Source organism: Mesobacillus maritimus (assembly GCF_044803185.1).
GTDB lineage: Bacteria > Bacillota > Bacilli > Bacillales > Cytobacillaceae > Mesobacillus_B > Mesobacillus_B maritimus_B.
Genome location: NZ_CP085225.1, coordinates 2087492 through 2109889, shown reverse-complemented (window position 1 = coordinate 2109889; position 22398 = coordinate 2087492). Strand labels below are relative to the sequence as shown.

Genomic DNA, 22398 nt, shown 5'->3' with positions numbered 1-22398 from the left:
GGGTAATAACATTGGAAATGAAACTCGAAAAGAAAGACTGGATGTTTTTGCTGTTGTGCCTTATTTTGGGAATTGTCGCCGAAGAAGCATTTTTCCGCGACCAAATTGGAATTTCCTACTTTGTGTTTATCAGTGTTTTTTACGCAATCTTTTTCTGGCGATTTCGCACCTTTTTGTTTTCGCATCAGCGTGTCGGTTATCTCGTGTTAATTTCTATTTGGCTATTATCTGCTGGCTATTATCTGTATGATGTAACAGTTTTTTACGTATTAAATGTTCTGGTGATTCCGGCTATGGTCATTTTTCATCTCGCCTTAATTACGTCACCGAAAAAAATGGAATGGAACAAGCTAAGCTTCTTGCTCTATGCTTTCTTGCGCCTAGGAAATGGACTTCTCTATCCTTTCCGTTTCATCGCTCATTTGTCCGGAATCCTAAAGCGAAACAGCAATCCAGAGAAATATGTTGTTTGGAAAAAGGTGCTAATTGGAATTGCCATTTCCATACCCATTTTATTTGTGATACTAAATTTGTTGATTTCAGCCGATGCTCAATTTGAACGGCTTTTAAGTAATCTTCCTAATCTACTAAGCTTTAATCCGGAAACGTTCTTCCGTTCAGTCGTCATCCTGATTTATACCTTTGGTTTCTTCGGTTTCATGCAAGTCCTTTTGCATAAAAATATCCAGGTGATTCAGAAGAATGCTCTCCCCAATTCGGTGTCACTTGACGGCATTATTACCCTAACTGTGTTGTTGCTGCTTGATTTGGTGTATGTACTATTTGTTGCCGTCCAATTCAAGTATTTTTTCAGTGGTACCCTTGAGGATGGTTACACCTATGCGGAATATGCGCGTCGTGGCTTTTTTGAATTGCTGTTTGTTACCTTGATTAATCTGACGGTCACAACCGTTGTCATACAATTTACGAAAAACGTTCTCGGTGGCTTAAAAAAGACGATTCAGTCGGCTTTAACTCTTCTGGTTTTATCAAGCGGAGTGCTGCTCATCTCCGCCTTCATGCGAATGGCGATGTATGAAGATGCGTATGGGTTTACTTTTACCAGAGTGCTCGTGACCTCTTTCATGATTTTCCTGATGGTCATCTTTGCTTATACACTCGTAAAAATTTGGCTGGAGCGTCTTTCCTTGTTCCACTTTTATTTCATGGCCTCGATTATTTTCTATACAGGCATCAATCTTGTAAACCTTGACCAAGTTGTTGTTGAGCGCAATATCGCCCGCTTTGAAACGACCGGCAAAATTGATATCCATTATTTAAGTAGCTTGTCCTCAAGCGGGGTGCTCGGTTTAATCGAGCTTTATGAAAAGAATCCAGATGTTCCTGGCTTAGAAGAGTTGCTAAAACAACGCAAGGCCGATAGAAGAAATATCAAAAGCGATACATGGCAGTCTCATAATCTTGTGAGAGACAAAGCTTACGAAAAGCTTGGGGAATTGAATCTGTAGACACCTTTATAGGATGAGATAATAAGGAGATGAGTTTATGAATAGATTATTCCTTCTACTTAACACCCTGTTTCTGATAGTTGTATTGTCAGCTTGTGGAGAGGCTACAGGAACACCTATTGAACCCAATGAAAATAATACGATCATTACGATTAAAAACAAGGCTGAATTTGAATTTGATGGAATCGAATTAGCGTTACTCAATCATACACAAGGCGGCGTGAATGCAGATGGTTCTATCATTGAAAAAGACGAAGTTCTTAGGTTTGAGTTCCTAACTGAAGACTTTGAGTTAGATGGAGATGTTGAAATGGAAGTTTATATTTTAACTGATAATGGGGATAGAGCCCTATTAAACAAAAAAGCCCTACTTGAACTCCGTCCTAATCAAGAAATCTTTTTCGAACTGACAGGTGGATCCGTAAATGAGGCGGTTTTAAAAAGAGTAAAATAAACACAGAATTAATGTGCACAGAATAACGCTCAGAAAACTCTGAGCGTTTTTTAAATTCCTTATAATCAATTGCTTTTCTTGATTAAAGCGAGTGTTCCAGCAATCAAACCAGAACTACTAATTCCAAATAAAAAGGTATAAAGATTGAAGTATAGATAGTTCAAATGGATGTCTTTCCACCAATTCGCCCAGTTACTCATTGGATAGTAAAGTTCTTCTTTTATTGTCGAAACAAAATCCAATTGAAGGACAATTGAAAAACAACCAATCGTTATAGTAATAAACATGATTGGTAGACTCAACAACAATTTCTTGTTTAACAGCGTAACAAAAACATACTTTGAAAAAACAATACAAAAAGAGAGAAATAGAAAGAATGAGATAAATATATACGGAATATGTGGGTTACCATTACCAGAAATGCTTTGGGGTGAAACAGTCATCAAATCATAGATTAAATAAAAATTAAGAGCATGAAACAGCAATGCGATCAGGATTGTTAGATTGTTGTATGCATTTTGGTTTGTTGAGTCTAAACGTTTTAACAGTTTGACCGTGATCATAATGCCAATGACGAGAAAACCATATAAAATGAAAAAAATTAGCATATCAGGTAATCCGCCGATCAAATCTTTCATTTATTCACCCCTTATGCTTTTATTGATTGTACTTATAGTAATCCTGAGAATGGTAAGTTTTAAAGCCACATGATTCATACAATCGCAGTGCGTGGGCATTTTTCGCCTCTACTTCTAGAAAAACTGGTAACCCTTTTTGCTGTTCCATTATAACTACTTTGGATAAAGCTTTTCTGCCAATCCCTTTGCCTCGAAGTTCTGGATAAACAGCAAAGCCATAAATCCAAGCTTCACCATTCAACTCGGAAACACGCATTTTTCCGGCAATTCTTCCTTCCACTTCAATGATGATTTTTTGATCACTGCTTTGTTCGCTAATGTTTTTTTGCATTTCCTGAGCTTGCTTTTCACTCATACCAAAGCCTGATATCTCGAGTTTAATTTCTGCATCCCAATCTTCCTTCGATACAGATGGCCTGACAATAACGCTATCATCGTTAATTAAATCTTTTTGATGCCATTTCATTTGATATTCTGCTACTGCGAAAGTGCATGGAACGGTTTTTAAAAATGCCTTTGCCGTTAGGGATTCAGTAGGCGCGTTTAACAGAATTGTTTGGATGTCATGTTTCATTGCCTCTTCAAGCCCCACTTTAAGTAGGCTTGAAAAGATTCCTCTTCTCCGGAAATCAGGGTGAACCATTCCACAAAGCTCTACTTTGTTTCCAAAATTATAGCTACCTAGAAACCCGACAAGTAGATTTCCTTCATAGTGGAAGAAGTCCTCTACCCGAGCCTCTTCCCGGTTCTCAAGCATATCGTAATTCAGCTTTAGCTGGAATCCCCCGTCTTGTTCGCAAACTTCTTGAAGCTGTTTTATTTCCCTTAATTGTTTTTCAGTTAGCATTCTCTTACCCCTAGTCTATTTTAAAATTCACAATCCTCTTTTAATAACGAATACATGTATAAATCATCAAATTTCCCACAAGTATACTCATATTTTCGCAGCAAACCTTCTTTGAGAAAGCCCTGCTTTTCAACCAGCTTTTGAGAACGTATATTAGGAGGTTCGATAAGTGCTTGGATTCTTTGTAGGTTCATTTGTTCAAAACCGTACTTGGTCACTGCCTCCAACGCTTCGCTGGCAATTCCTTTGCCCCAGTAATCTTTGCTTAGTTCAAAACCAATATCTGTGCGGTAATGTTGAACTACAATATTTAAAAAACCACAGCTACCTATCAATTCATTTTCCCCTTTTAAGGTAATGCCCCATCTTATTCCCGTATTTTCATTCAGGATGGATTGATACCATGAAATCTCCTCCAAAACATCCTCTACCGTTTGATAAGGTTCTAGCCCATAATATTTCATAACCTCAACATCAGACAGATACTTCAATACACTCTTGGCATCATTTTTTTCAATATTGCGTAATACTAATCTATTTGTTTCTAGTATTGGAAAAGTCTTCATTGTTTTCATCCTGTCCCCCACTCCCTTTTCTGATTATACCGAAATTTACATTAGGTAAATAGATTGCTTGAGGGAGTTGGTAAAATAATTTTTTTTGGTTTTTTTACTTTTATAACTGTTACCTTTAAAAACTAGGTGAATAGAGTACTACACCCCCAAATTATCTATCGCTAATAATTGAATGAATATTCATTCAATTTATGTTAAAATTTTATTAAGTTCATAATTAAGCGAGGGATTACATTTATGTTATTAAAAAGAAACTTCGAGCAACAAACTATCAATAAGGTTCATTTCGGAAACGGGACAGTGGCGGTTCAAGGGGTGAAATTAAAAAGGTTGTTTTACACGAAGAAAGTATTCCAACCTTGATTGAATCCTTAAAAACAGTATTAACCTACGATTTTGAAGAAATGTTTTGCTGCCATGCTGATTATTTTGAGGATGGGTGCTCTGCTTTATAGAGAAAGCTCTAAGTTGTTATATTATATCAATATTAGATGAGATATAATGATGGAAAAGGAGATGAAAAAATGGCAATCGAAAGAGAAGATATCTATAAATTAATTGAAACAGGTCCTGATGAAAAACTAGCCGAACTTGTAAAGGTCATTAAGCTTTTACAATTTCTGAAGAAGAGCCAACTGAGGATGAAGTTCAAGCAATCCATGAAGCACGTAAAGAATACGAAGTGGGAGAAACAACCTCCTACACACTAGAGGAGCTAAGAAAAGAGTTTTTAGATAATGAATAAAATATACATTTTATAAACCGAGACAGTTAATATGCTGGTAATTTCGGACCACCTAAATTAACCATCTTAGTATCTTCTAAATTAATCCCTAATCCAGACTCCTCTGAATATCCCTTATTAAACTCGAAACAATCGCTTCCTGATAACCTGCCTTTTTAACCTGTTTCATCATCGTGATTAAACCCTTCCACTCAGGTGACGAAAGGCTTTCTAATTTAGACAATCTACTAGAAATATCTTCATTAGATATGCTCCCTTTATATGTTTCCTGATCCATTCGCCATAAAATAACCCGGTCTTGATATCTTTTCTTCAATTTCTCCGCGATGACAATGCCTTCTGGATCAATATCCCCAGAATAATAGAGGGTGCAATTTGATTGAACGAGCCGGTCTAACAGCTGCCAACTCGCAACCCGGAGTTGCCCGTGGGTACAGACGATTGGCGCAATCGGAACTGCATCCATGAGTGTCGAACAAACACTTGAATTCTCGACAATCCAGACTTTTGTTCCCAACGCCGGCCATACTCTGTCGACTTTAGTCAGTTCTTTTATCGGCATGTTCATAACCGAGTGAGTGTTAATTGCCGCTTGCCAAACAGGATGCACCTTGTCATTCGTTGAAGCAAGCAAACCTTGACACGTTACAAAGTTCCACAAGTCGTCTCGCATAATTCCGTATTCAGCGAGAAGATCATTTAATTCCTCCACTGTTTTCGGCATAACTGCATCAGAATTCCCTTGTTTCATTTGATTCACATACAAACAATGGAGCAGCAATTTCCCGCCAACCTCATTGGGATCAAAAAAATGTGGATTCCCCGTCGTTCTTTGAGAAAAGAATGGAAGACGTTCAAAGTCTCCTTTAGTTGGACGGGCAGTAAACGCCTGAAAAACAGCCAGTAATTTCTCGTATAATTCTTCTTTATTATGTTTATAGAGAGACCATATCCATCTTGTATCAGCGGATTTTGCTTGGATCCACTCAAGCCACCATTTACCATCAGGAATTTGTTTTACAAGAGAATCAACGAACTGATCCTCTTGTTGTTTTGCTCGTTCGGACTCTTCCTTTTTGGTAAAAATCGTTTCCTGCAATACAGCTTCTAACAACGGTAAAAGAGTGTAATCAGAAAAGCCCGTGTGCGTTAATTCTTTTTCAAAATCAAGTAACGCAATGCTTCCTTTTTCTTGAAGTCTTTCCTTCGATTGACCAAGAAAGCCAGCAATTGATTCGAGTTCCTCTTCGGTAAACGTTTTGATGCTCACCGTTCCCCCTACCCGACCTAGGGAACGGTACTTCTCTTTAAATAATGTAAACAGTTTAAGAAATCCCGGCTCAACTTTAAAAACTTTAAGCTTTTTATTCATGTGTAACCAGTTCCTCCATTTGTTCGTGCTCATCAATGACTAGCGACTTTTGCTTGCCATCCCATTGGTAGCGAATCACCGTCACGTAGTCCGCATTTTTCGGACGGACCAGTTCACAGATTGATAAACTTGAAATTGTATCATAATCTCCCCACAGCGCTTGAGAGTTCATAATATAGTTAAACCTGAGCTGTTCGACGACCTCAAACATGTCCCGAATATTGTTTTCATCGACACCTGCAAATGCTTCATCTAGTGAAATAATAAAAGGTGCCATCTCACTTGCTTCCTTATAACGAGAATAGGCAGCAGTGAACAGCGGAATGTACATCGCCATCGCCTTTTCTCCTCCACTAAATTTAAAGAAAGCATTGTTTGTCAGTTCCCGTTTTGGTTCGTTAACTCGACGAAAGGAAAGTACAAAGGTGAACCACTTTCGATAATCTAGCACTTCTTTTAACACTTGGTGAAGCGTAGACCCCTCATTACGTAATTGAATGAGCTCCTTTGCTTTCGCAATCCGCGACTGGAAGTGCTTTGTAATTCGCTCTAAATCTTCTTCATTCAAAAACTTACTATCTCTTTGTAAAAGTTTTACAAGATCCTGTGTATCCAATTCTTGTTCTGATTCAGCGGTAAGTGGCTTCCAAGCAATCGAGAAAATTAATCCAGATGAATTATCACGGTCAGCCATAATTTTATCCATCTCTTTTACCCAGGTTTGCGCTCGTTTAATTCGATTCCTAAGGATGACCCCTACACTTTTCACAATGATATCTTCATAGAGCTGGCGATCTTGTTCATCCAACCACCCTTTTTGTTCTGCTAGCTCTTTCTTCAATGCAGAGGAAACAAAATATGGACTTACCCGCTGCCCGTGATATTCCATTTGAATCAGTCGTCGGCCCCTTAATTGTCGCCATTCATTTTTATAGGGCTCAAAATGATCCCCGTAGTCTTCGCTAAACCACTCCGGTGTTTCGGCATCTTCTGTATACTCAAACATCCGATATTCGGTTAAATGCGTTTGTTCATTAATAAAAACTTTTGAAAGTTGTTCTAACAGCTTCGAGCGTTCGTATTTTGTAAATACTGACTCGAACTGGACAAAAACGGCAGAAGGGTCTTGTCCTTCCACTTCAAAGAATCCTCGATTTTTCTCACTTTCGACGATATGCTCCCATTCGGTGTTCATGTTTTGCCAGAAACGTAGCTCTTTCTCTGCCTCAGCAAGCTTTTCTGTGCACCGTTCTTGATCGGCTTGTTTTTTAGGCAGAGCTTGATGAATCTTATTTATTTCCTGTTCCGCCTCCCTTAATAAATGTTGAACCTCCCGAATTCTGTTTCTAATTTCATCGATTCCTTTTAACTGGAGTTGTTTTTCAATCGAATGGATCACTGCTTTTAGTTGAGAAAATTGGTCGTTTTTCCGATTTTGCTCCCCTTTAATTGAATCCAATTCTCCCTCGATTTCTTCGATTCTTTCTTTATGGTCATTTATACGCGATTGAGCATTCAACAAATGAATGGAATTCTTCTCGAATTTATATAAAAATTCAACGTAACTTCCAGCCGCTTCAAGCGCCTGACTGATTTCCTCAATGGTTAACGAAATGTTCAATTGGTGGCCGCGATCACGAAGTTCTTTTTTTGTACTCATTAATTCTTCATAGGTAAGCTTCCATTTGTCATCAATCAATCGAAGTAATTCCTGTTCCCTATGGATTACCTGTTGCTTTTTCACCATTTGATCATGAAGGTCGGATAAATCTGTATCAATCGGAATCTCTTTTTTCCAGCTTTCAATTTCTTTCAGATTTACATCTAAAGCTAGTAGTTTTTGATTAATCTGATCCAATTCCATTTGAAGTTGCTGGAGTTTTTCTGTCCATAATTGGATTTGCTCTCGTTGATGTCGCTTACGTGAAGTCCGGCCAATGAATTTAGAGGCCGATTCCTTAGGTGCATGACCAACTAGACATCCGATTGAATACGAACCATCGACATCTAGATTAAACCCGCTCCCGTCTTGTTCAAGTGGAATTGAGCGCAGCACTTCATCGACTAATTCTTTCGAAATCGGACTATCTTCATCTAAGTCGGGCATTAAATAGTCTGCAAGCGTATAGCCTAATAAGCGCGGCTCCGTCACGAGTACTGCATCTTGCTCAGGAAGAAGCGGTCGGTCCGCAATCAAGCTGTCTAAGACACCGGTCTTTTTTAAAGCCGATTCAATACGTTCACGTTGTTCGTCGGTAACATGGTCTTGAAATTCTACAGCCGCATAAAATGGTAAAAAGGCTTGTCCAGTTTCTTTTAATTTTTCACGATGAAGATTCGTTCCACTTGCCCTTTCAGGCTCTAACATCTTCTGAGTTTTAATCTTATGCAGTTCGACTTCGGTTTCTCTTATTTGACCTAGCTTTCCATCTCGCTCATTCTTGGTTACAGCAATGTCTTTTTTCGCTTCTGCTTCAAAATCATGAATGGCGGAATACAATTTATCCCGGACTTGGTCATATCGGTTTCGTTCATATAGTCCTTGGATTAATCTAGCCATTTCTTGCCGAAGTTCTGCAGAATAAACGAGCTTCGGGTGCTCTTCCATCCAACGAAAAACGTTGCTTTCCAATTGTTGATGTTGGTCATCAAACCACTCCTGGAGGTGATCCAATTCCTTGATGTGTTCGTCGACAATCTTCTTCTTCTCCGAAGACTCACGCTGTAAACGACTCTGCTCATCACCTAAACGCTCTGCTTTTTCCGCTAGTTTTTCCAACCCGACTAACAGCCCCTGATGGTCTTTTGCTTCTTTTAACCAAACGGTAAAATCAAAGGATTCTGATGAAGAGCGTTCATAATCGTCTACATTTACTTCATGTTGATGGAAAGCTGCATTTTCGGCATCAAGCGCTAACTCGTCTAAAAGTTCTTTTGCCTTTTGTTCATAGCCGAACAGTTCATTTTCCGTAGTCTCTTTTTCCTTCCATTTACTTCGAAGTTTTGTATTTAAGTCATCCCATTTCGTTTGAAGGTTCTTCACTTCATTTGAAAGGTTTTCAGACTCAGCTAACTTTTTCCCCTTTTCTTCCTCTAACGACCAAACTTCATGTTTCTGCAAGGAAGATCTTTCTTGTTCGGCAACCGTTTTTTGTTGTGTAAATGCCTGTAAATTAACGGTCAATCGATCAATTTCTTCCCCTAAACTCTCATATTGCTCTTTATAGTCTTGAACAAGCTTCTCAGCACCTTTGCTCTTTTGCTGAGCTCGTCTCCACTGCTGAGATCGTTCAGCAAGAATGAATTTATTATAGGTGTCATACACTTTTTCAAGCCTTTGTATCGAATCTGATTCTCGCTCTAACTGTTCCAATTGCTGTGTCGCTTGGTCCATGTTTTCAATCGTGTCGGACAGATGCCGCAACTCATCGTCGGTTAACGGTGGCAACGCGGACTCTAAAATTTCATAGATTACCGTTGGCTTAAAATCCTTTGAAAGTTTTGGGCTTCTTAATTGAATCAACAGCTTAATCAAGTCTTCGTATGCTTCATTCGAGTTAAAGCCAAATACATACTTATTCACAAGCTCCATATACTCTCGTTGTGTCTGGACAACATACCCGCCTTGGCCAATTCGGTTTTCTAATTCTTTCGCAGACAGCGGGACTTTCTCTCCTGCATGCTTTTGCGCTAAGTGGAAGTCTAGTCCAATCCTGCGATTATCGGTTATGAGAAAGTACCATGATTTAATCCCCTTATTCCGCTTCGCCTGCATACCAATTCCTGTGGTCATGTATTGCTCAGAATCTTGTTTTTTATATTCAATAAATAAATATCCCGTCCGTTCATCGCGGTCGACTACTTCTTTTTCACCAAGCAAATAATCTTCCATTCGTCTCGCTTTTGAACCAAAGGGATCGAGGCGATCTGGGGATTTCTTCCCATCTAGTAAAACAGGAAGAAAGCTCTGCATCGTCACCGATTTCCCCGAACCATTCGATCCGCGGAGTAAAAGCTTGCCATCTTGAAATTGAAAGGTCTCTTCATCGTAATACCAAAAATTTAACAGACCCGCTCGATTCATCACCCACCTATTGGTTGACATTTAGTTTTCTCCTCCTTCAAAATCTGCCGGAAACGTTCCTGCTAGTACACCCAACAAAGGCTTTATTTTAATCAGTAAACTATCTTCATCAAGTTCAACCATCATCCAATCCTTCATGCTTTCAATTAATTCAACCCTAATCGCACTTGTGGATTTTTCTCGAAAGTACTTTGACCAGCCTTGCTCATATTGTTTGCGAAGAACCTCGAGCACTTCCTCCATTTCTCCTTCTGTCATGACAATTTCCCCATTTTCCTTCGGACTATAACAGTCAAGATGTTCATGCAAAAAGTTTGAAAACTGCAAAATAATATCGGTTGATGCTTTAGAAGTAGGAAATAGTTGCTGGTATTGTTTTGCCTGTGCAACCGACAAAAAGGCCGTGTTTTTATACAGATGCAATTTGTAATCACTATGACTCTCGATATCTTCTGATAATCGATTTCTGAAGTTTCGTATATATAAAAAGTCCGGATCCTGCTGATCAACCCGATGTAAGCCAGGAGAAAAGAACAGCTTCCGATAAACCCTTTTCCGACGTTCATCTTCTTGATTCAGTTTCCAATCTTCTTTTAACAATTCTTGCCAATCCTGATAGCTACTAAAATCATCGGGATAGGTGCGCATAAAGTATCGACTGTATAGTGTCGCCTCATATAACACTTCTTGGTCTTCATTATGGTCAAATCGACCGATATCGCCATCAATCGTGCGGATTAATTGAAAATCAACCAATACCTTCATCGCCCGAATCAAGGATTTTCGATGAACATAAAGGGTCCAGTCTAATGGAAAATCACCGGGATAATCGGCTTGAATTTCCTGACTCAAATCGGATAAGAGAAATTGCTCGTCCACCGATTTCCCTTCTAAAAAAGATAAAGCACAGCAAAAAATCGCATAATCCATTGGTTCCTGAAAATCTTGAATGCCCATCCAGCGCTCTGGTTCAACCGGGATTTTCTCTAGCTTGATAAAATGCTGATGGACAATCAAACGCAAACCAAACTTTTCATCAATGTATCGACGAAGAACTTTTTCTCGTTCACGAATTAGCTGGTACCATTCTGGATGTTCCGACCTTAAGACCCAGTAATGATGAAATAAGAGATCCATACCCTGGTTTGCTTTTTCATCAAACTCAAGTGTTTGCTCTAGCTTCAACGCGCGCCACCTCCCTGCACTTCAAATTCAAACAAAGCATCGGGCATTTTTAATGTTCCATCATCAGACTCTAGTAAAATGCTGTTCTCCTTATCAATCGTTACCTTAACCACCAATCCATAGTCTGTCTTTACTTTTCTATCTTTACTGGCCATCGATTTCCCAATCCATCCTAATAACACTTTGCGAATGAAAGGCTCGACTTTTGATAAGGCAGATAACTGAATCACCCCTTCGGTCATATATCGATCGATGAGAGCTCGTTCTTGTCTTCGTTCCTCGAGGTATTGCTCTCGTTGGCGCGTCTTTTTTTCCTCGTTAGAAGTCATCGACCCTGGTTTTGTTTTTTCTCGATAACGGTTTGTCCTGGGCTTTAACGCCAGAATGGTCGGATTCTCCTCCCATGTATCGGAATGCAAATTATCGGTTGTTCCTTCTTCTAATTGCAAATGCTGAATCGTCATGCTCCCAAAAACAACGGAAGAGATTTTATGAGCGGCATCAAGTGACTCACTATTGGCGAACCATTTAGCTAAATGCAGGTAATCATTTTTGCGGCTCCGAAAATGTTGTTGCCTTTCCCCTATTCGTTGAACATACCTCGTCATCCGCCGGATCATTTCGTTTGTCTGCCATTGCAAGACTTCCAATTCACTTTGCTGAGAAGTGGACCCTAGAAACCATTGCCTTAGAGAGCCCCAATATTCCTGATACTCCGTTTTCCATTCTTGTTCAGAGGAACTAACATCTTCTAATCTAGGAATGGACCGACGATGTTCAATTAACTTTTGAAAAAAGGAATCTAATTTTCCAAGTGAAAGCTCGTTTAGTCGTTCTCCAATTTGCAAGGACGTTTTTTGCAGCGAGACAATAAAATCTCGTAGATAGGTTGTAAATTGATTTTTATAAACAAGAAAGGCTTCCGTTTGCATCCGTTGGTCGGTCTGCTCACTATTAATATAGGCGATATAGTCCGCCGTACTTGTACGGATGGTTTGAAAATAACGGAAAACATCTTCCCAAATACGCATATATTCCTCGGCGTTTTTTGTTAAGCCCTCATCAATTTCCTTTTGCAAGCCAATCAATGCTTGTAGAAGACGATCAAATTGAGACCTTTCCAATGAACCTTGGAAGGTGTCACCAACTTTCTTTTCTAACACAACAAGCATTCTTTCGATTTCTATTGTATAAGGAGTAGATTGATAGCGAAATCGCTTTTTCTTATACTCCTCAATGGTCTTGGCACTCGTCATATCCTGGCGGGCAATTAAATTATTCCATTTTACAAGCTGCCCTAGTTGTTGATGCAGCTGATCTTCTTGGTAATCAGAGAATGCTGGGATCGAGCGCATATAGTCGAGAATTTCCTCTGGTGCAATAAAATCCCTCATTCTTTCATGCTGATGATAAAAATAGCGCAGAATGGTCCGATAATGAGCGGCAGAGTCAACCGTTAGATAACTAGCCTCGACCACTTTCTTCATGGTTACGTCCAAAATAATCATCCTTAAAAAATATAGTCTATTAGTTCTATTGTAGTAGAAAGGAAAAAGAATGGGAAATGAAAATTATAGTAATATATGTGTATAGGAAGCGGGGGTTTCTCTAGTGTTCATCCTTTTTATATACTAGGTAGACCTTATTTTATGTTTAATACATGATTACTTGGTTTATAAGGTTCGGTCCATACATGAGGACCTTTCATTATGCTTTTAAACACCAAACCTTGACTTTCTCGAGAGCAAACAAGATAATTAGATTGCACACAATTTAATTGTGGAGGAGATAATAGTTTTATGGAAAGTGAACAATTTTTAAAGCTTGATAATCAACTTTGCTTTGCCATTTATGCCTGTTCGCGGGAAATCACGCGTTTGTATCGTCCCTTTTTAGATGAGTTAGGGATTACTTATCCGCAATTTTTAGCGTTGACGGTTCTTTGGGAGCATAAGCGTTTAACTGTAAAAGAAATTGGTGAAAAGCTGTTTTTAGATAGTGGAACACTTACACCAATGTTAAAAAGAATGGAAGCATTAGAGTTAGTGAAAAGAGTTCGAGGAACAGAGGATGAACGGAAGGTTTATATTGCCCTTACAGAGCGAGGAGAACAGCTGCGAGAAGAGGCGTTAAACTTGCCTGAAAAGTGTATTCCTCATTTTGGTCTAACGAAAGACGAATACTTGGGGCTATTGAAACAAATGAACCAAATGATTCAAAGTTTGCAAAACGTAACGCGTTAAAATACTACTATGAGGTGAAAACATGGATCTTCCATTACAAAGACCTTTCCATGAAGATAAGACGTTTCGCGACATTTTAAACGGGCAAAAAAGCTTAGTTGTTTTCGTTCGCCACCCTGGTTGACCGGTTTGTCGAGAAATGCTCACGCAGTTGCGTGATCGATACCAAGAAATTTCTGCAACAGGTTATCAAGTTATCATTATTACCCCTTCGAATCGTTCTTTCTTAGAACAATTTGATACTGCGTTTGGGCCGTATCCGTTTCCAATCTATGGCGATCCAGCCCGGGCTCTCTATCGTGAAATGGGGCACGTCAGTATGGCAAAAACAAAGCTGCTTCTTAAAGCCGGAAAAGCCTTGTTAAAAGGGGGATCTAAGACCTTCCTTCCTAGTGATGAAAAGCAACAAAACCTCGTCAAAAAAGCTATGAAAACACATGACATTTACATTCAAGGTGGGTCTTGGCTGTTTAGTGAATCTGGTGAAGTAACATGGAGTCATGTCGACACAGCGCCAGAAGACCATGCTACGATTGACCAACTTTTAGGACAAATGAAATAGAATTTAGCAATATTAAAATAGAAGGAAGGAAACATAGAGCAATTCTGTTCAAAGTTTCCTTTCTTCTATCAATTTAAAGAATCACCCCAGCAAAGTTCCCTCGCAACACTTGTTTCTCATTTTGATTCGTGCATAAGAAAGTAGCCATTATGGCTGTTCTGTTTTTATCTGTCTTTTCATATTTCTCGATTGTGACTTCACACTTGATTGTATCACTAGTAAAAACCGGCTTCAAAAACTCAAAATCCATCGTCCGAGCTAGCACATTGTGATCTCCGCCCACTTTGGTTGGCAACGTCGCTGTCAACAAGCCCTGAACGATAAGTCTCCCCTGCTCATCTGGAGTAACGTGATGAATGCCTTCGTCACCAGAATCCTTACTGAACAGTTCAACATCCTCTATTGTGAACGTACGTTCAAAGGAAATGATATCTCCAACTTTTAAAGACAATTATATTCCCCCTTTATTTTCTGGGACGAGGGACCTGTCCCTCCGTCCCGGGCCGCCCCGTCCTTCCCTTTAAGAATGGATATGAAAATATTAATCCCAGTATATATAGAAGGACTAATAGGTATACGGGGAGCAAGTGGATAAATGGTGTGTAGCCAATGTAGATGTGGGTTCCAATTCCTGTGATGAATGCAGGCATGGCTCCGATTGCGAGCGTATTCCAAATCCAACCTTCGCCTTGTCGAAAGCCCCACAAGGAAATCATCAGCACCAGCAATCCCACACTTATAAGGGCACTGCCAAATCCTGCTCGGTCATGGGCGATGACGGGGATCAGATTCTGACTAATGTTTTCAAGCATTTGAGGTGACATACATAAGAAGGTTAAATCGGTTGACACAAACACCTTAGATACGCCGATTGTGCTAATGACGATTCCACCTATTACGATTAAAAAGCCAAGGATCACGAACATGAGCTGACCATAAAGTCCATACTTCCAGGCTTTATCATTTTGTCCATGACAGGAAGTTGGGGAACCTTTGACTCCTTTCCCTTCTTTAAAACTAAAATAATAGATTGGGAGCAGGATTAGCCAAAATAAACCGTGTAGCCAATCAAAGTAACCATAGCCGATAAAAAGAACAATCCCAATAAATCCTATGATGGCTGCACTGTGAAAAGCAATCTTTGCCCAATGCAGGTTTGCTTTTATTCCGTGGCGTGCAAGCTGGATATAAATGATTCCTCCCGATATCATTGTCCCGGCGAGTGCCATTCGATCATGGGACATAAAGGACAAGATGAACGGGTTTACTTGTAAAAGATCCCCTCTTGATAGACCGATAAAGGATTCATCGTAAGGAAGCATCACGCTTGTAAATGCAAAATATAAAGCAATCAAACCACCAATGAAGATGGCAAGACCAAACAGAAAAGACCAGTACCAGTTTGGGTTGTGAACCATTTGAGCTTCTTCATATAATAATCTTTCATGAATTCGCTTGGGCAAACCTGGCCCCGCGTTTACATAGCCGTCTGTTAAAAGGATTAAATCGGCACCCGCGTGAATTAAGGTATCCCCTTCTTCTGGCGTCTCCACTCCGCCAGAGGTGACGACCGTTAGCTCCGGATAGAGATTCTTCAAGCGTTTAACCGTCTCTACAAGGCATTCATTTGAATTTGCCGCTTCATGCCAATATCCGTCCTCTGTTCGACGAGGAGCATTTATGACAATCCCCGCCAGAGGTGGTTCCTGATTGAACGATTCTATCTCTTCAGGGTTCATTTCATCAGCGAAGCATGATACATAAAAAGGACGCTCCGAAACGATTCTATTCTTATCTATATAAGAGGTAAACTGTTCACTTGTCCCGATAAAAGCATCCACAAAAGGGGTTAAATGCTGCACAATGATGCTCAATTCATTTTGTGTTACTTGCGTACCGATATTGGCGAATATAGGAATTTTAATGTTCGATTTTGTTAGTTTTTTAATGGCTAGTTTGAGAGGAACTTTCTCTTGATGAGTAGAAAATAGAATATGATGATTGTCCCTTTTCGGTTCTTGTTGGGATGTAGGTTCATTCATTACGATGGGTCCAATTTCTATAAAGCCAAACCCCAACTCTTGAAAGGCGTTCGTTCCTGACAAATGGGGATCAATATTGGCACTTAACCCAATAGGCGACGAAAAGGTTGTGTCATTCACTACCTTCTGTATTTCCGATGAAGGTTGCATATGTCCTAAAAATCCAATAAGTCCCCGTCCACCAGGAATAGAGGCAATCGTACTCATCGATTTATGTATGAACTCTCTGCTTGTTTTCGGCCTTACTTTATCGAGGACAAACTTTTTTAGTGGATGATAAGACCAATCTGGCATATACAACACCTTCTAAAAATAAATTTAGGCTGCTCGCTGCAGTCCTCCTCTACTTTCCTCATTAATATTCTACCATGTTTAGCTACAGAGAGAAGACCCCCTTGCTAACAAGGGAGTCCATCTTCTTTCCTAAAACGGATTTGTTGCCCACTGTGCAGAGGTTTTAATGAAGATACGTTGTTCTAGCTGGAGCAATCCGAGAATGTGTTCTGCAATATCCTCCGCTTGCATGAATTTGTTAGGGTCTCTCGGCTCGGAATCTCGTCCGCGCGTAAACTCGGTATCGACAAGACTTGGGGTTAGCACGCTAACACGGATATTGTGACGGCGCACTTCTTGCATAAGGGACTCGCTCATACCGATCACCGCAAATTTCGAGGCACTATATGCGCTAGAACCCTCGGTCCCTTTTAGGCCAGACATCGAGGAAATATTAATGATGTCCCCCTTGTTTTTCTCAATCATCCCCGGCAGTACTGCTTTCGTGACGTAAACGATCCCCATGACATTGGTGTCCAGTACCTTTTTCCACTCATCCGTTGCTAGTTCGAGAAACGACCCTCTTGCCCCAACTCCGGCGTTATTAATGAGGATATCAATCCCACCAAGTTCGTCTTCAATCTTACTGACCGCTTGTTGAACCTCACTTTCTTGAGAAACATCTGCGGTAGCCGTAACAAAGGTTGCGTCAAGATCAGTTAATTCTTTTCGAATTGAGTCGAAGCTTCCCTCTGAACGGGCAATTAACCCAAGCTCAACGCCTTGCTTCGCAAGCGCTAGGGCCGTTGCTCGCCCAATCCCTCTGCTTCCACCTGTAATCAGTGCTTTTTTCCCTTTTAAAGATTGCATCAGCCTCATCCCTCCATAAAAAGTACGTTTCCCTCATTCTAACGATAAATTTGGGTTAGTACAAAGCATACGCAATTTCATGGGTGATGATTGATTTATTATGAAGAGATAAGCCATAGTACACGGCAACCATTGAATATCCCTACAGTATATATAAACCTATTAATTTTACAAAAACAAATCTATTTCCCTGAAGTAAGGCTAGCCTCAAACAGATCAATGATAGACAAAAAGCGTTCGGCCTCGCGGAAAGTGTGATCCGCAAGCAATGGATGAATATTACTCTTGATTCTACATGCTTCAATTAACTCTCTAGCCGTCTTCTTAAAATCCCTTAGAGCAACGACGGATACACGGTTTTGGTCTAGGAATTGATCTAGAATGGGTGGCGTTTCTGATTGAGGACGCATGGAATCCAAGTCAATTGCTTGAAAAACAAGTTGGTCAAAGTCGTGACTAAATTCTCTGGCTTGCTCAACTAATTTCCTTTCGGAAGGATCAAGAAGGTGACCAATAAACTTTGAATGGTCTGCCATAATTTTTAGAAAAAAGACGTTTTCCTTAATAATGGCTTCAGGTAAAGGGATGATTCTCCCCTCATTGAGTTCTTTTAAGCGATTAGCAAAATAAGCAGCTTCTCTGCTAATGTGATCAACCAGCAATGGAAAGTTATTTGAGTGAATCTCACAACGCAAAACCAATCCCAGAACTTTTCGCTTATAAGCCCAGATTGAAGTCGCAGCCTGATACACATAATTGTTAAAATTTCGAATGAGCTGTGGATCGGAGCTTGGAGAATAACGGCTAAGCTGTTCTTCGATTCTTTCAAATAAAGTAATATGTTGCTGTGCTTCTTGGATTAGTTTTGAATCATTAAAACTGAATCCGAGGCTTAAAAACAAAGCATGTTCCTTCATAATCCTTGACCAAAAACGAATTTCATCAAGCGATCGAGAGACAAATGCATTGGACATGTCTTCACCCCTAAATAAGATTTCCCCAATTAGAGTTTATTCGCCCTATACTTATACAAATTCTTCCATCCTCCTTTTTATTTTATAACGCTCTTCATTAAGAATACTTCTGTTACCTAAAAAAGCCACCAAGTATATGGTAGCTCGATTTTAACCTCTTGTACTCTTCAACTTAAATAGGACATATTCGTTATAGAATTTCCCCGTAAAACCACGCGGGCAGCGGGCTTGTCCTGTGGAGTAAGTCATTTTAAATGCTTTGTACAATTATACAAAATACAATCCCATTTATTTTCTGTGTATTTTAATAGAGTGATAGAGGTATTATCAATATAGGTTTTTTGAAACTTTTCAGGAAGGATTCGTTGTAACGTTAACCCAATTAACGCACCGTGACTAATGATCAATATTCTTTTTCCTTTATAGGTATTAGCTATTTCTTCTAAGAATTCTACTCCTCTTTTAGATACATCTTCAAACTTTTCCATCCCAAGATCTAAATCACGCCAGTTCTTTCCCCACCTATGAATTCTTTCTTCCTCAGTGGTCCCTTCGATTTCCCCACAATTGATTTCTTGAATTCTTTTATCAAAATGACTGATAGATATATTTAGTTTCTCTCCAATGATTTGTCCAGTTTCAATAGACCTTTTTAAGTCACTTGTAATCAGGATATCCCATTTTTCTTCTTCTTGGAGTAGTCTTTCCCCCATATCACACGCTTGTTGCTTTCCAACTTCACTTAAAGGAATATCTGTTACTCCCTGTGCTCTACCTAATGTATTCCATTCGGTTACTCCATGTCGAACGAGTCCTATGGTTGTCATTGCACTCCCCCTTTATTTGTTTTTCACAAATTCTAATATATAGAAGTTAAGGATAGTGTTGATTGGGATGAAAAATACTAAAGCCAAAATACCTAAACTACCGAATAATCCCTCAGTTTTCTTATGAAATGTTTGAACGTCCAACTGGAAGAGGATTATTGTTGCTATTGATAGAATTAGGATATTTATAATGAAAGAAACCCATATCCCTATCCATTTATTATTCTTTATTTTTAATATCCAAATGCTGGTTAGTGTTGAAACGAGGAAGGAGAATAGGATGATAATGAAAAACGTTGGCAACACGAAACAGTACTTTCCTCCCTTAAAAACCTTTTCTAGTCTTCCTTATCAGTAGGATTGTTATGAACAAAACAATCCCACAATGAAACATACCGCTACTCCATTATAGTCTTGAATTTTTCAATGACGGCTTCTGATAATATTCCCTCTTTTTGAAAATGACTCGTATAAACACTTAAAATCATTTCATTTTCTTCGGTCATCTCGATTTCTAGCAATATTGTATTAATGATATCTGCTAGCTCTTTGGGATTATTATACATCGTATTCCATGCTCGTACCTGCCATTCTAATTCATCACTCAATGCGGCTTGCTCGAGCTCTTCTGTTGGAACAGGTTCGTTCAATTGAGCATAGGGATCCTCATAGATGTCTGTGTAAATAAACTTAATCAGACTGCGTTCTTCTATATTATATGTAAACCGCTCATTTCCTACTGTTACAACCAGGGCCTTGGCTCCATACTCAATCTTCCCATTTTCTAAAGTAATCCCAGCCCTAAAAGATTGAATGGCACACGTCACATCCGGGGTTATGAACCAATAAGAATGATCTGGATTTAGTTGCTCCGTATATTCTGTTAAGGTGGTTTCCTCTAGCTTGTCTTCATCTCTCAACCTAACAAAAACACTAGGGCGATAATAATACGCAGCATCCATATCCTCCATTGTTATTGTCCATTCATCTTCGGGACTTTCAAACAATACTCGAAATGCATATCCATTATCGATTTTCTGCAATTCGTCGTAAACCAACCATTGCCCAACCTCGATTGGTTGATCGCTTGTTTCCGAGAAAACCTTTTTAAAAATAAAATGAATCAGCGCTTTCGTTGAAAAGCCTCCATCTGTATTGAGATACAGGTGAAGAGTGTCCCTTTCCCTCACGATGCGCACAATCGTCGAATCATGCAAACTTTCTGCAAAGATTTCCTGGACGCTGGTAGGCAAGGATATCACAGCCTGCTTTGTCTGATCATAGGCAGCATCTAATACTTGTTCAAATTCCTCCTCATGTTCTCGCATCCACTGCAAATAATCCTCGCGAACAGATTTTGGCAAGGTAGGCTGATTCAATTGCCCATTTTCTACATACTGCAGGAAACGACTAGGCAAAACCTGAACCAATTCCTTTTTCACTTCTTCAAGCTCCGCTGTCAAACGCCCCTGAAGATTTTCCCCTTCTTCTTCTTCTGCTTCCCTTAAAACCATTTCCCATTCTTCGTCCGATTCATGAATCGGCAGGAGATTACATTTCAAGAATTTTTCTTTCGCTTCTTTTGATAGATTCCACTTCAAGTCCACTCACCTCCCTTTTCTATTAATAAAACGTCGCATCGCCCACGTCGACATACATCGCTTTGCCTGTGATGGCATCAAGGGCACGAACATGACCAATGGTTTTTGGGAAAGATGGACCATAGCTTAGTGTATAGAGGGCTTTATAGGTTTCATCATACTCGCGGACAAATAATAACTCCATCTTTAGTAGGTCCTTGTAGATCCTTTTCGCTTCCTCTTGCGAGATTACTGGCATACTAGTTAGCTGCTGATAGTCAGCCTCTTCCAAAACATTCAATTGGAAATGATTGACCTTCCCTGAATGTTTTCCAATCCCAATGATTGATACACAGTCGTCCACTCGAACACCGTTAAACATGAGATGAAAATAGAACGTGTAATTGTCCTCAAACTCGATGTCATCTTCGATGGAACCTTCTACACCTATTTCTTCTAATCCCTCTACTAACGAATTCGAAATCTCTTCGAACTTCTCCTCTTCAAAAAAGGCTTCGTCTTCGGCGTCCTCCACATAATCCTCCAACACTTCGAGCCGAAACCGTTCATCTGTATCAGGGAAAAGTTTGAACATGACTTCTAACGCTTTTTGTTTAGCGGCTTCAATCCCTATTTCATTGCCGTTCTGGTCAGCCTGTTCCCCGCTAGTTACTTGCAGAAGGTGCCCACTTTTTTGACCAAAACAGAGCTTAGTAATATGAGGATCGATTTCGTCCATATCGCTATTCACAGGACCGTTAGCCTCCCGTAAGGACCAGATTTCAATCCGCTTATTTCCTTCAACAAATACCTCCAATTGTTTATGCTCAGCGGTTAAACCAATTAACTTATAGAGATTGTCATTTGGTGCATCCTGCGGAGAGATAGGTTTCCAGTCAATTTCCTCTTTCAGTACAGCCGGCTCACGCCCATCAGCTGGGATATCAAAAGCATGCTCATTCACGCTGTAGGATAGATGGAGTTTGTTGTCTCCATTCTTAAAAACCTCCTGATCAAACTTTGTGATAATGAGTTCAAAATTGAGGTGTTCCATATACGTTTCAAGTGCCTTTTCTTCAGGGATCATCCTATCTGGATAGATGATTTGATAGTCTTCCTTTTCATAAAAAAACTGCTGAACTCTCCCATTGGTTGAAACAGACACGGTAAAACCTTCACTATGTAAAAACAGTCCGTACTTATCCTCTCTTTTTTCATAAGAAATCATATAAGGATTATCTAAATCGATGATGGCAGAAAGCTCATATTCCTGCTTTTTATCAGGATGAAACGTCTCGATAAATAGGTCTGCAACTGAAACAAGCTCTTGCTTGGATAAATTTCCAGTCACAGCTTCCCCATCTAATGAGAAATTAGCTAACTCCCCTTGTTCATTCAAGGTGTACATGCCCATTTGTTCATTCGTTTTTTTATCAAACAATTCATAAACTTCATAATCAGCATACGTTTGATAAACCTCCACCGATAAAAATGGCTGTAGTAAATGTAATAGAGACTCCATCTTTTTCTCCTTTTAGAAAATCAATTTTTCCGCTTGTCGCTTAGTCTATCTTTCCCTAGACATGAATGAGCTTGCCTTTCTTCTCCTAAAAAAAGAAGCCAGACCGTTTTGTCTGACTTTCACGCAAAAAAGGCCA

Annotated in this window: 18 protein-coding genes and 1 pseudogene; 5 read left to right on the top strand and 14 right to left on the bottom strand. The window is 39.6% G+C overall.

The annotated features are described in order from the left end of the window. Positions 1-17 precede the first annotated feature (17 nt). Both LG336_RS09925 and LG336_RS09920 read left to right on the top strand, forming a co-directional pair. Entirely contained in the window at positions 18-1469 is a 1452-nt protein-coding gene (locus LG336_RS09925) for a DUF4153 domain-containing protein (protein WP_404333130.1), read from the top strand. Positions 1470-1506: 37 nt separating this feature from the next. Beyond that, complete coding sequence (locus LG336_RS09920) at positions 1507-1923, top strand: hypothetical protein (RefSeq protein WP_404332411.1); 417 nt, start codon at positions 1507-1509, stop codon at positions 1921-1923. Between the two features lie 65 nt (positions 1924-1988). Here the strand turns inward: LG336_RS09920 and LG336_RS09915 are convergent, their stop codons facing one another. Genes LG336_RS09915 through LG336_RS09905 form a run of 3 tightly spaced genes read right to left on the bottom strand, consistent with a single transcriptional unit; the run spans position 1989 to position 3974 of the window. Further along, positions 1989-2561 carry a hypothetical protein gene (locus LG336_RS09915; protein ID WP_404332410.1) on the bottom strand — a complete coding sequence of 191 codons (573 nt, stop codon included), beginning with the start codon at positions 2559-2561 and terminating at the stop codon, positions 1989-1991. Positions 2562-2580: 19 nt separating this feature from the next. After that, complete coding sequence (locus LG336_RS09910; RefSeq protein WP_404332409.1) at positions 2581-3408, bottom strand: GNAT family N-acetyltransferase; 828 nt, start codon at positions 3406-3408, stop codon at positions 2581-2583. A gap of 20 nt (positions 3409-3428) precedes the next feature. Continuing rightward, positions 3429-3974 (bottom strand): GNAT family N-acetyltransferase, encoded by a 546-nt coding sequence (locus LG336_RS09905; protein WP_404333129.1) that lies wholly within the window; start codon positions 3972-3974, stop codon positions 3429-3431. Between the two features lie 533 nt (positions 3975-4507). Between LG336_RS09905 and LG336_RS09900 the strand changes: the two genes are divergently transcribed. Beyond that, positions 4508-4693, top strand: a complete 186-nt coding sequence (locus LG336_RS09900) for a hypothetical protein (protein ID WP_404332408.1) — start codon at positions 4508-4510, stop codon at positions 4691-4693. Between the two features lie 123 nt (positions 4694-4816). On the opposite strand, the gene LG336_RS09895 is transcribed toward LG336_RS09900, so the two are convergent. From LG336_RS09895 to LG336_RS09880, 4 genes are read right to left on the bottom strand one after another with little or no spacing between them, the layout of a single operon-like run. Next, the gene (locus LG336_RS09895; RefSeq protein ID WP_404332407.1) at positions 4817-6100 is read right to left on the bottom strand and encodes a TIGR02679 family protein; all 1284 of its coding nucleotides are present in this window, start codon (positions 6098-6100) and stop codon (positions 4817-4819) included. Further along, entirely contained in the window at positions 6093-10205 is a 4113-nt protein-coding gene (locus tag LG336_RS09890) for a TIGR02680 family protein (protein WP_404332406.1), read from the bottom strand. The genes LG336_RS09895 and LG336_RS09890 overlap by 8 nt, the downstream gene beginning before the upstream one ends. Then, positions 10206-11321 (bottom strand): TIGR02678 family protein, encoded by a 1116-nt coding sequence (locus LG336_RS09885; protein ID WP_404333128.1) that lies wholly within the window; start codon positions 11319-11321, stop codon positions 10206-10208. A 44-nt stretch (positions 11322-11365) separates the two neighbouring features. Then, positions 11366-12868, bottom strand: a complete 1503-nt coding sequence (locus LG336_RS09880; protein ID WP_404332405.1) for a TIGR02677 family protein — start codon at positions 12866-12868, stop codon at positions 11366-11368. 300 nt (positions 12869-13168) lie between these two features. On the opposite strand from LG336_RS09880, the gene LG336_RS09875 reads away from it, so the two are divergent. Together LG336_RS09875 and LG336_RS09870 are read left to right on the top strand one after the other, a co-directional pair. Further along, on the top strand, positions 13169-13612 hold the full coding sequence (locus LG336_RS09875; RefSeq protein ID WP_404332404.1) for a MarR family winged helix-turn-helix transcriptional regulator: 444 nt from the start codon (positions 13169-13171) through the stop codon (positions 13610-13612). 136 nt (positions 13613-13748) lie between these two features. Then, positions 13749-14174 (top strand): annotated as a pseudogene (locus tag LG336_RS09870) (peroxiredoxin-like family protein); the annotation flags it as partial. Between the two features lie 73 nt (positions 14175-14247). Here LG336_RS09870 and LG336_RS09865 read toward each other — a convergent pair. From LG336_RS09865 to LG336_RS09835, 7 genes are all read right to left on the bottom strand, one after another. Continuing rightward, positions 14248-14625, bottom strand: a complete 378-nt coding sequence (locus tag LG336_RS09865; protein WP_404332403.1) for an enoyl-CoA hydratase — start codon at positions 14623-14625, stop codon at positions 14248-14250. Positions 14626-14638: 13 nt separating this feature from the next. Beyond that, positions 14639-16510 carry a dihydroorotate dehydrogenase gene (locus LG336_RS09860; RefSeq protein ID WP_404332402.1) on the bottom strand — a complete coding sequence of 624 codons (1872 nt, stop codon included), beginning with the start codon at positions 16508-16510 and terminating at the stop codon, positions 14639-14641. A gap of 129 nt (positions 16511-16639) precedes the next feature. Further along, positions 16640-17359, bottom strand: coding sequence for a 3-ketoacyl-ACP reductase (locus LG336_RS09855; RefSeq protein WP_404332401.1), 720 nt, complete (start codon positions 17357-17359; stop codon positions 16640-16642). Between the two features lie 182 nt (positions 17360-17541). Next, entirely contained in the window at positions 17542-18333 is a 792-nt protein-coding gene (locus LG336_RS09850; protein WP_404332400.1) for a DUF2935 domain-containing protein, read from the bottom strand. A 245-nt stretch (positions 18334-18578) separates the two neighbouring features. Then, positions 18579-19160 (bottom strand): histidine phosphatase family protein, encoded by a 582-nt coding sequence (locus tag LG336_RS09845; RefSeq protein ID WP_404332399.1) that lies wholly within the window; start codon positions 19158-19160, stop codon positions 18579-18581. 398 nt (positions 19161-19558) lie between these two features. Continuing rightward, a complete protein-coding gene (locus LG336_RS09840) occupies positions 19559-20761 on the bottom strand; it encodes a DUF4085 family protein (RefSeq protein ID WP_404332398.1) in 1203 nt (400 codons plus the stop codon). Between the two features lie 22 nt (positions 20762-20783). Further along, the gene (locus LG336_RS09835; protein ID WP_404332397.1) at positions 20784-22262 is read right to left on the bottom strand and encodes a YcdB/YcdC domain-containing protein; all 1479 of its coding nucleotides are present in this window, start codon (positions 22260-22262) and stop codon (positions 20784-20786) included. Between the last annotated feature and the right edge of the window lie 136 nt (positions 22263-22398).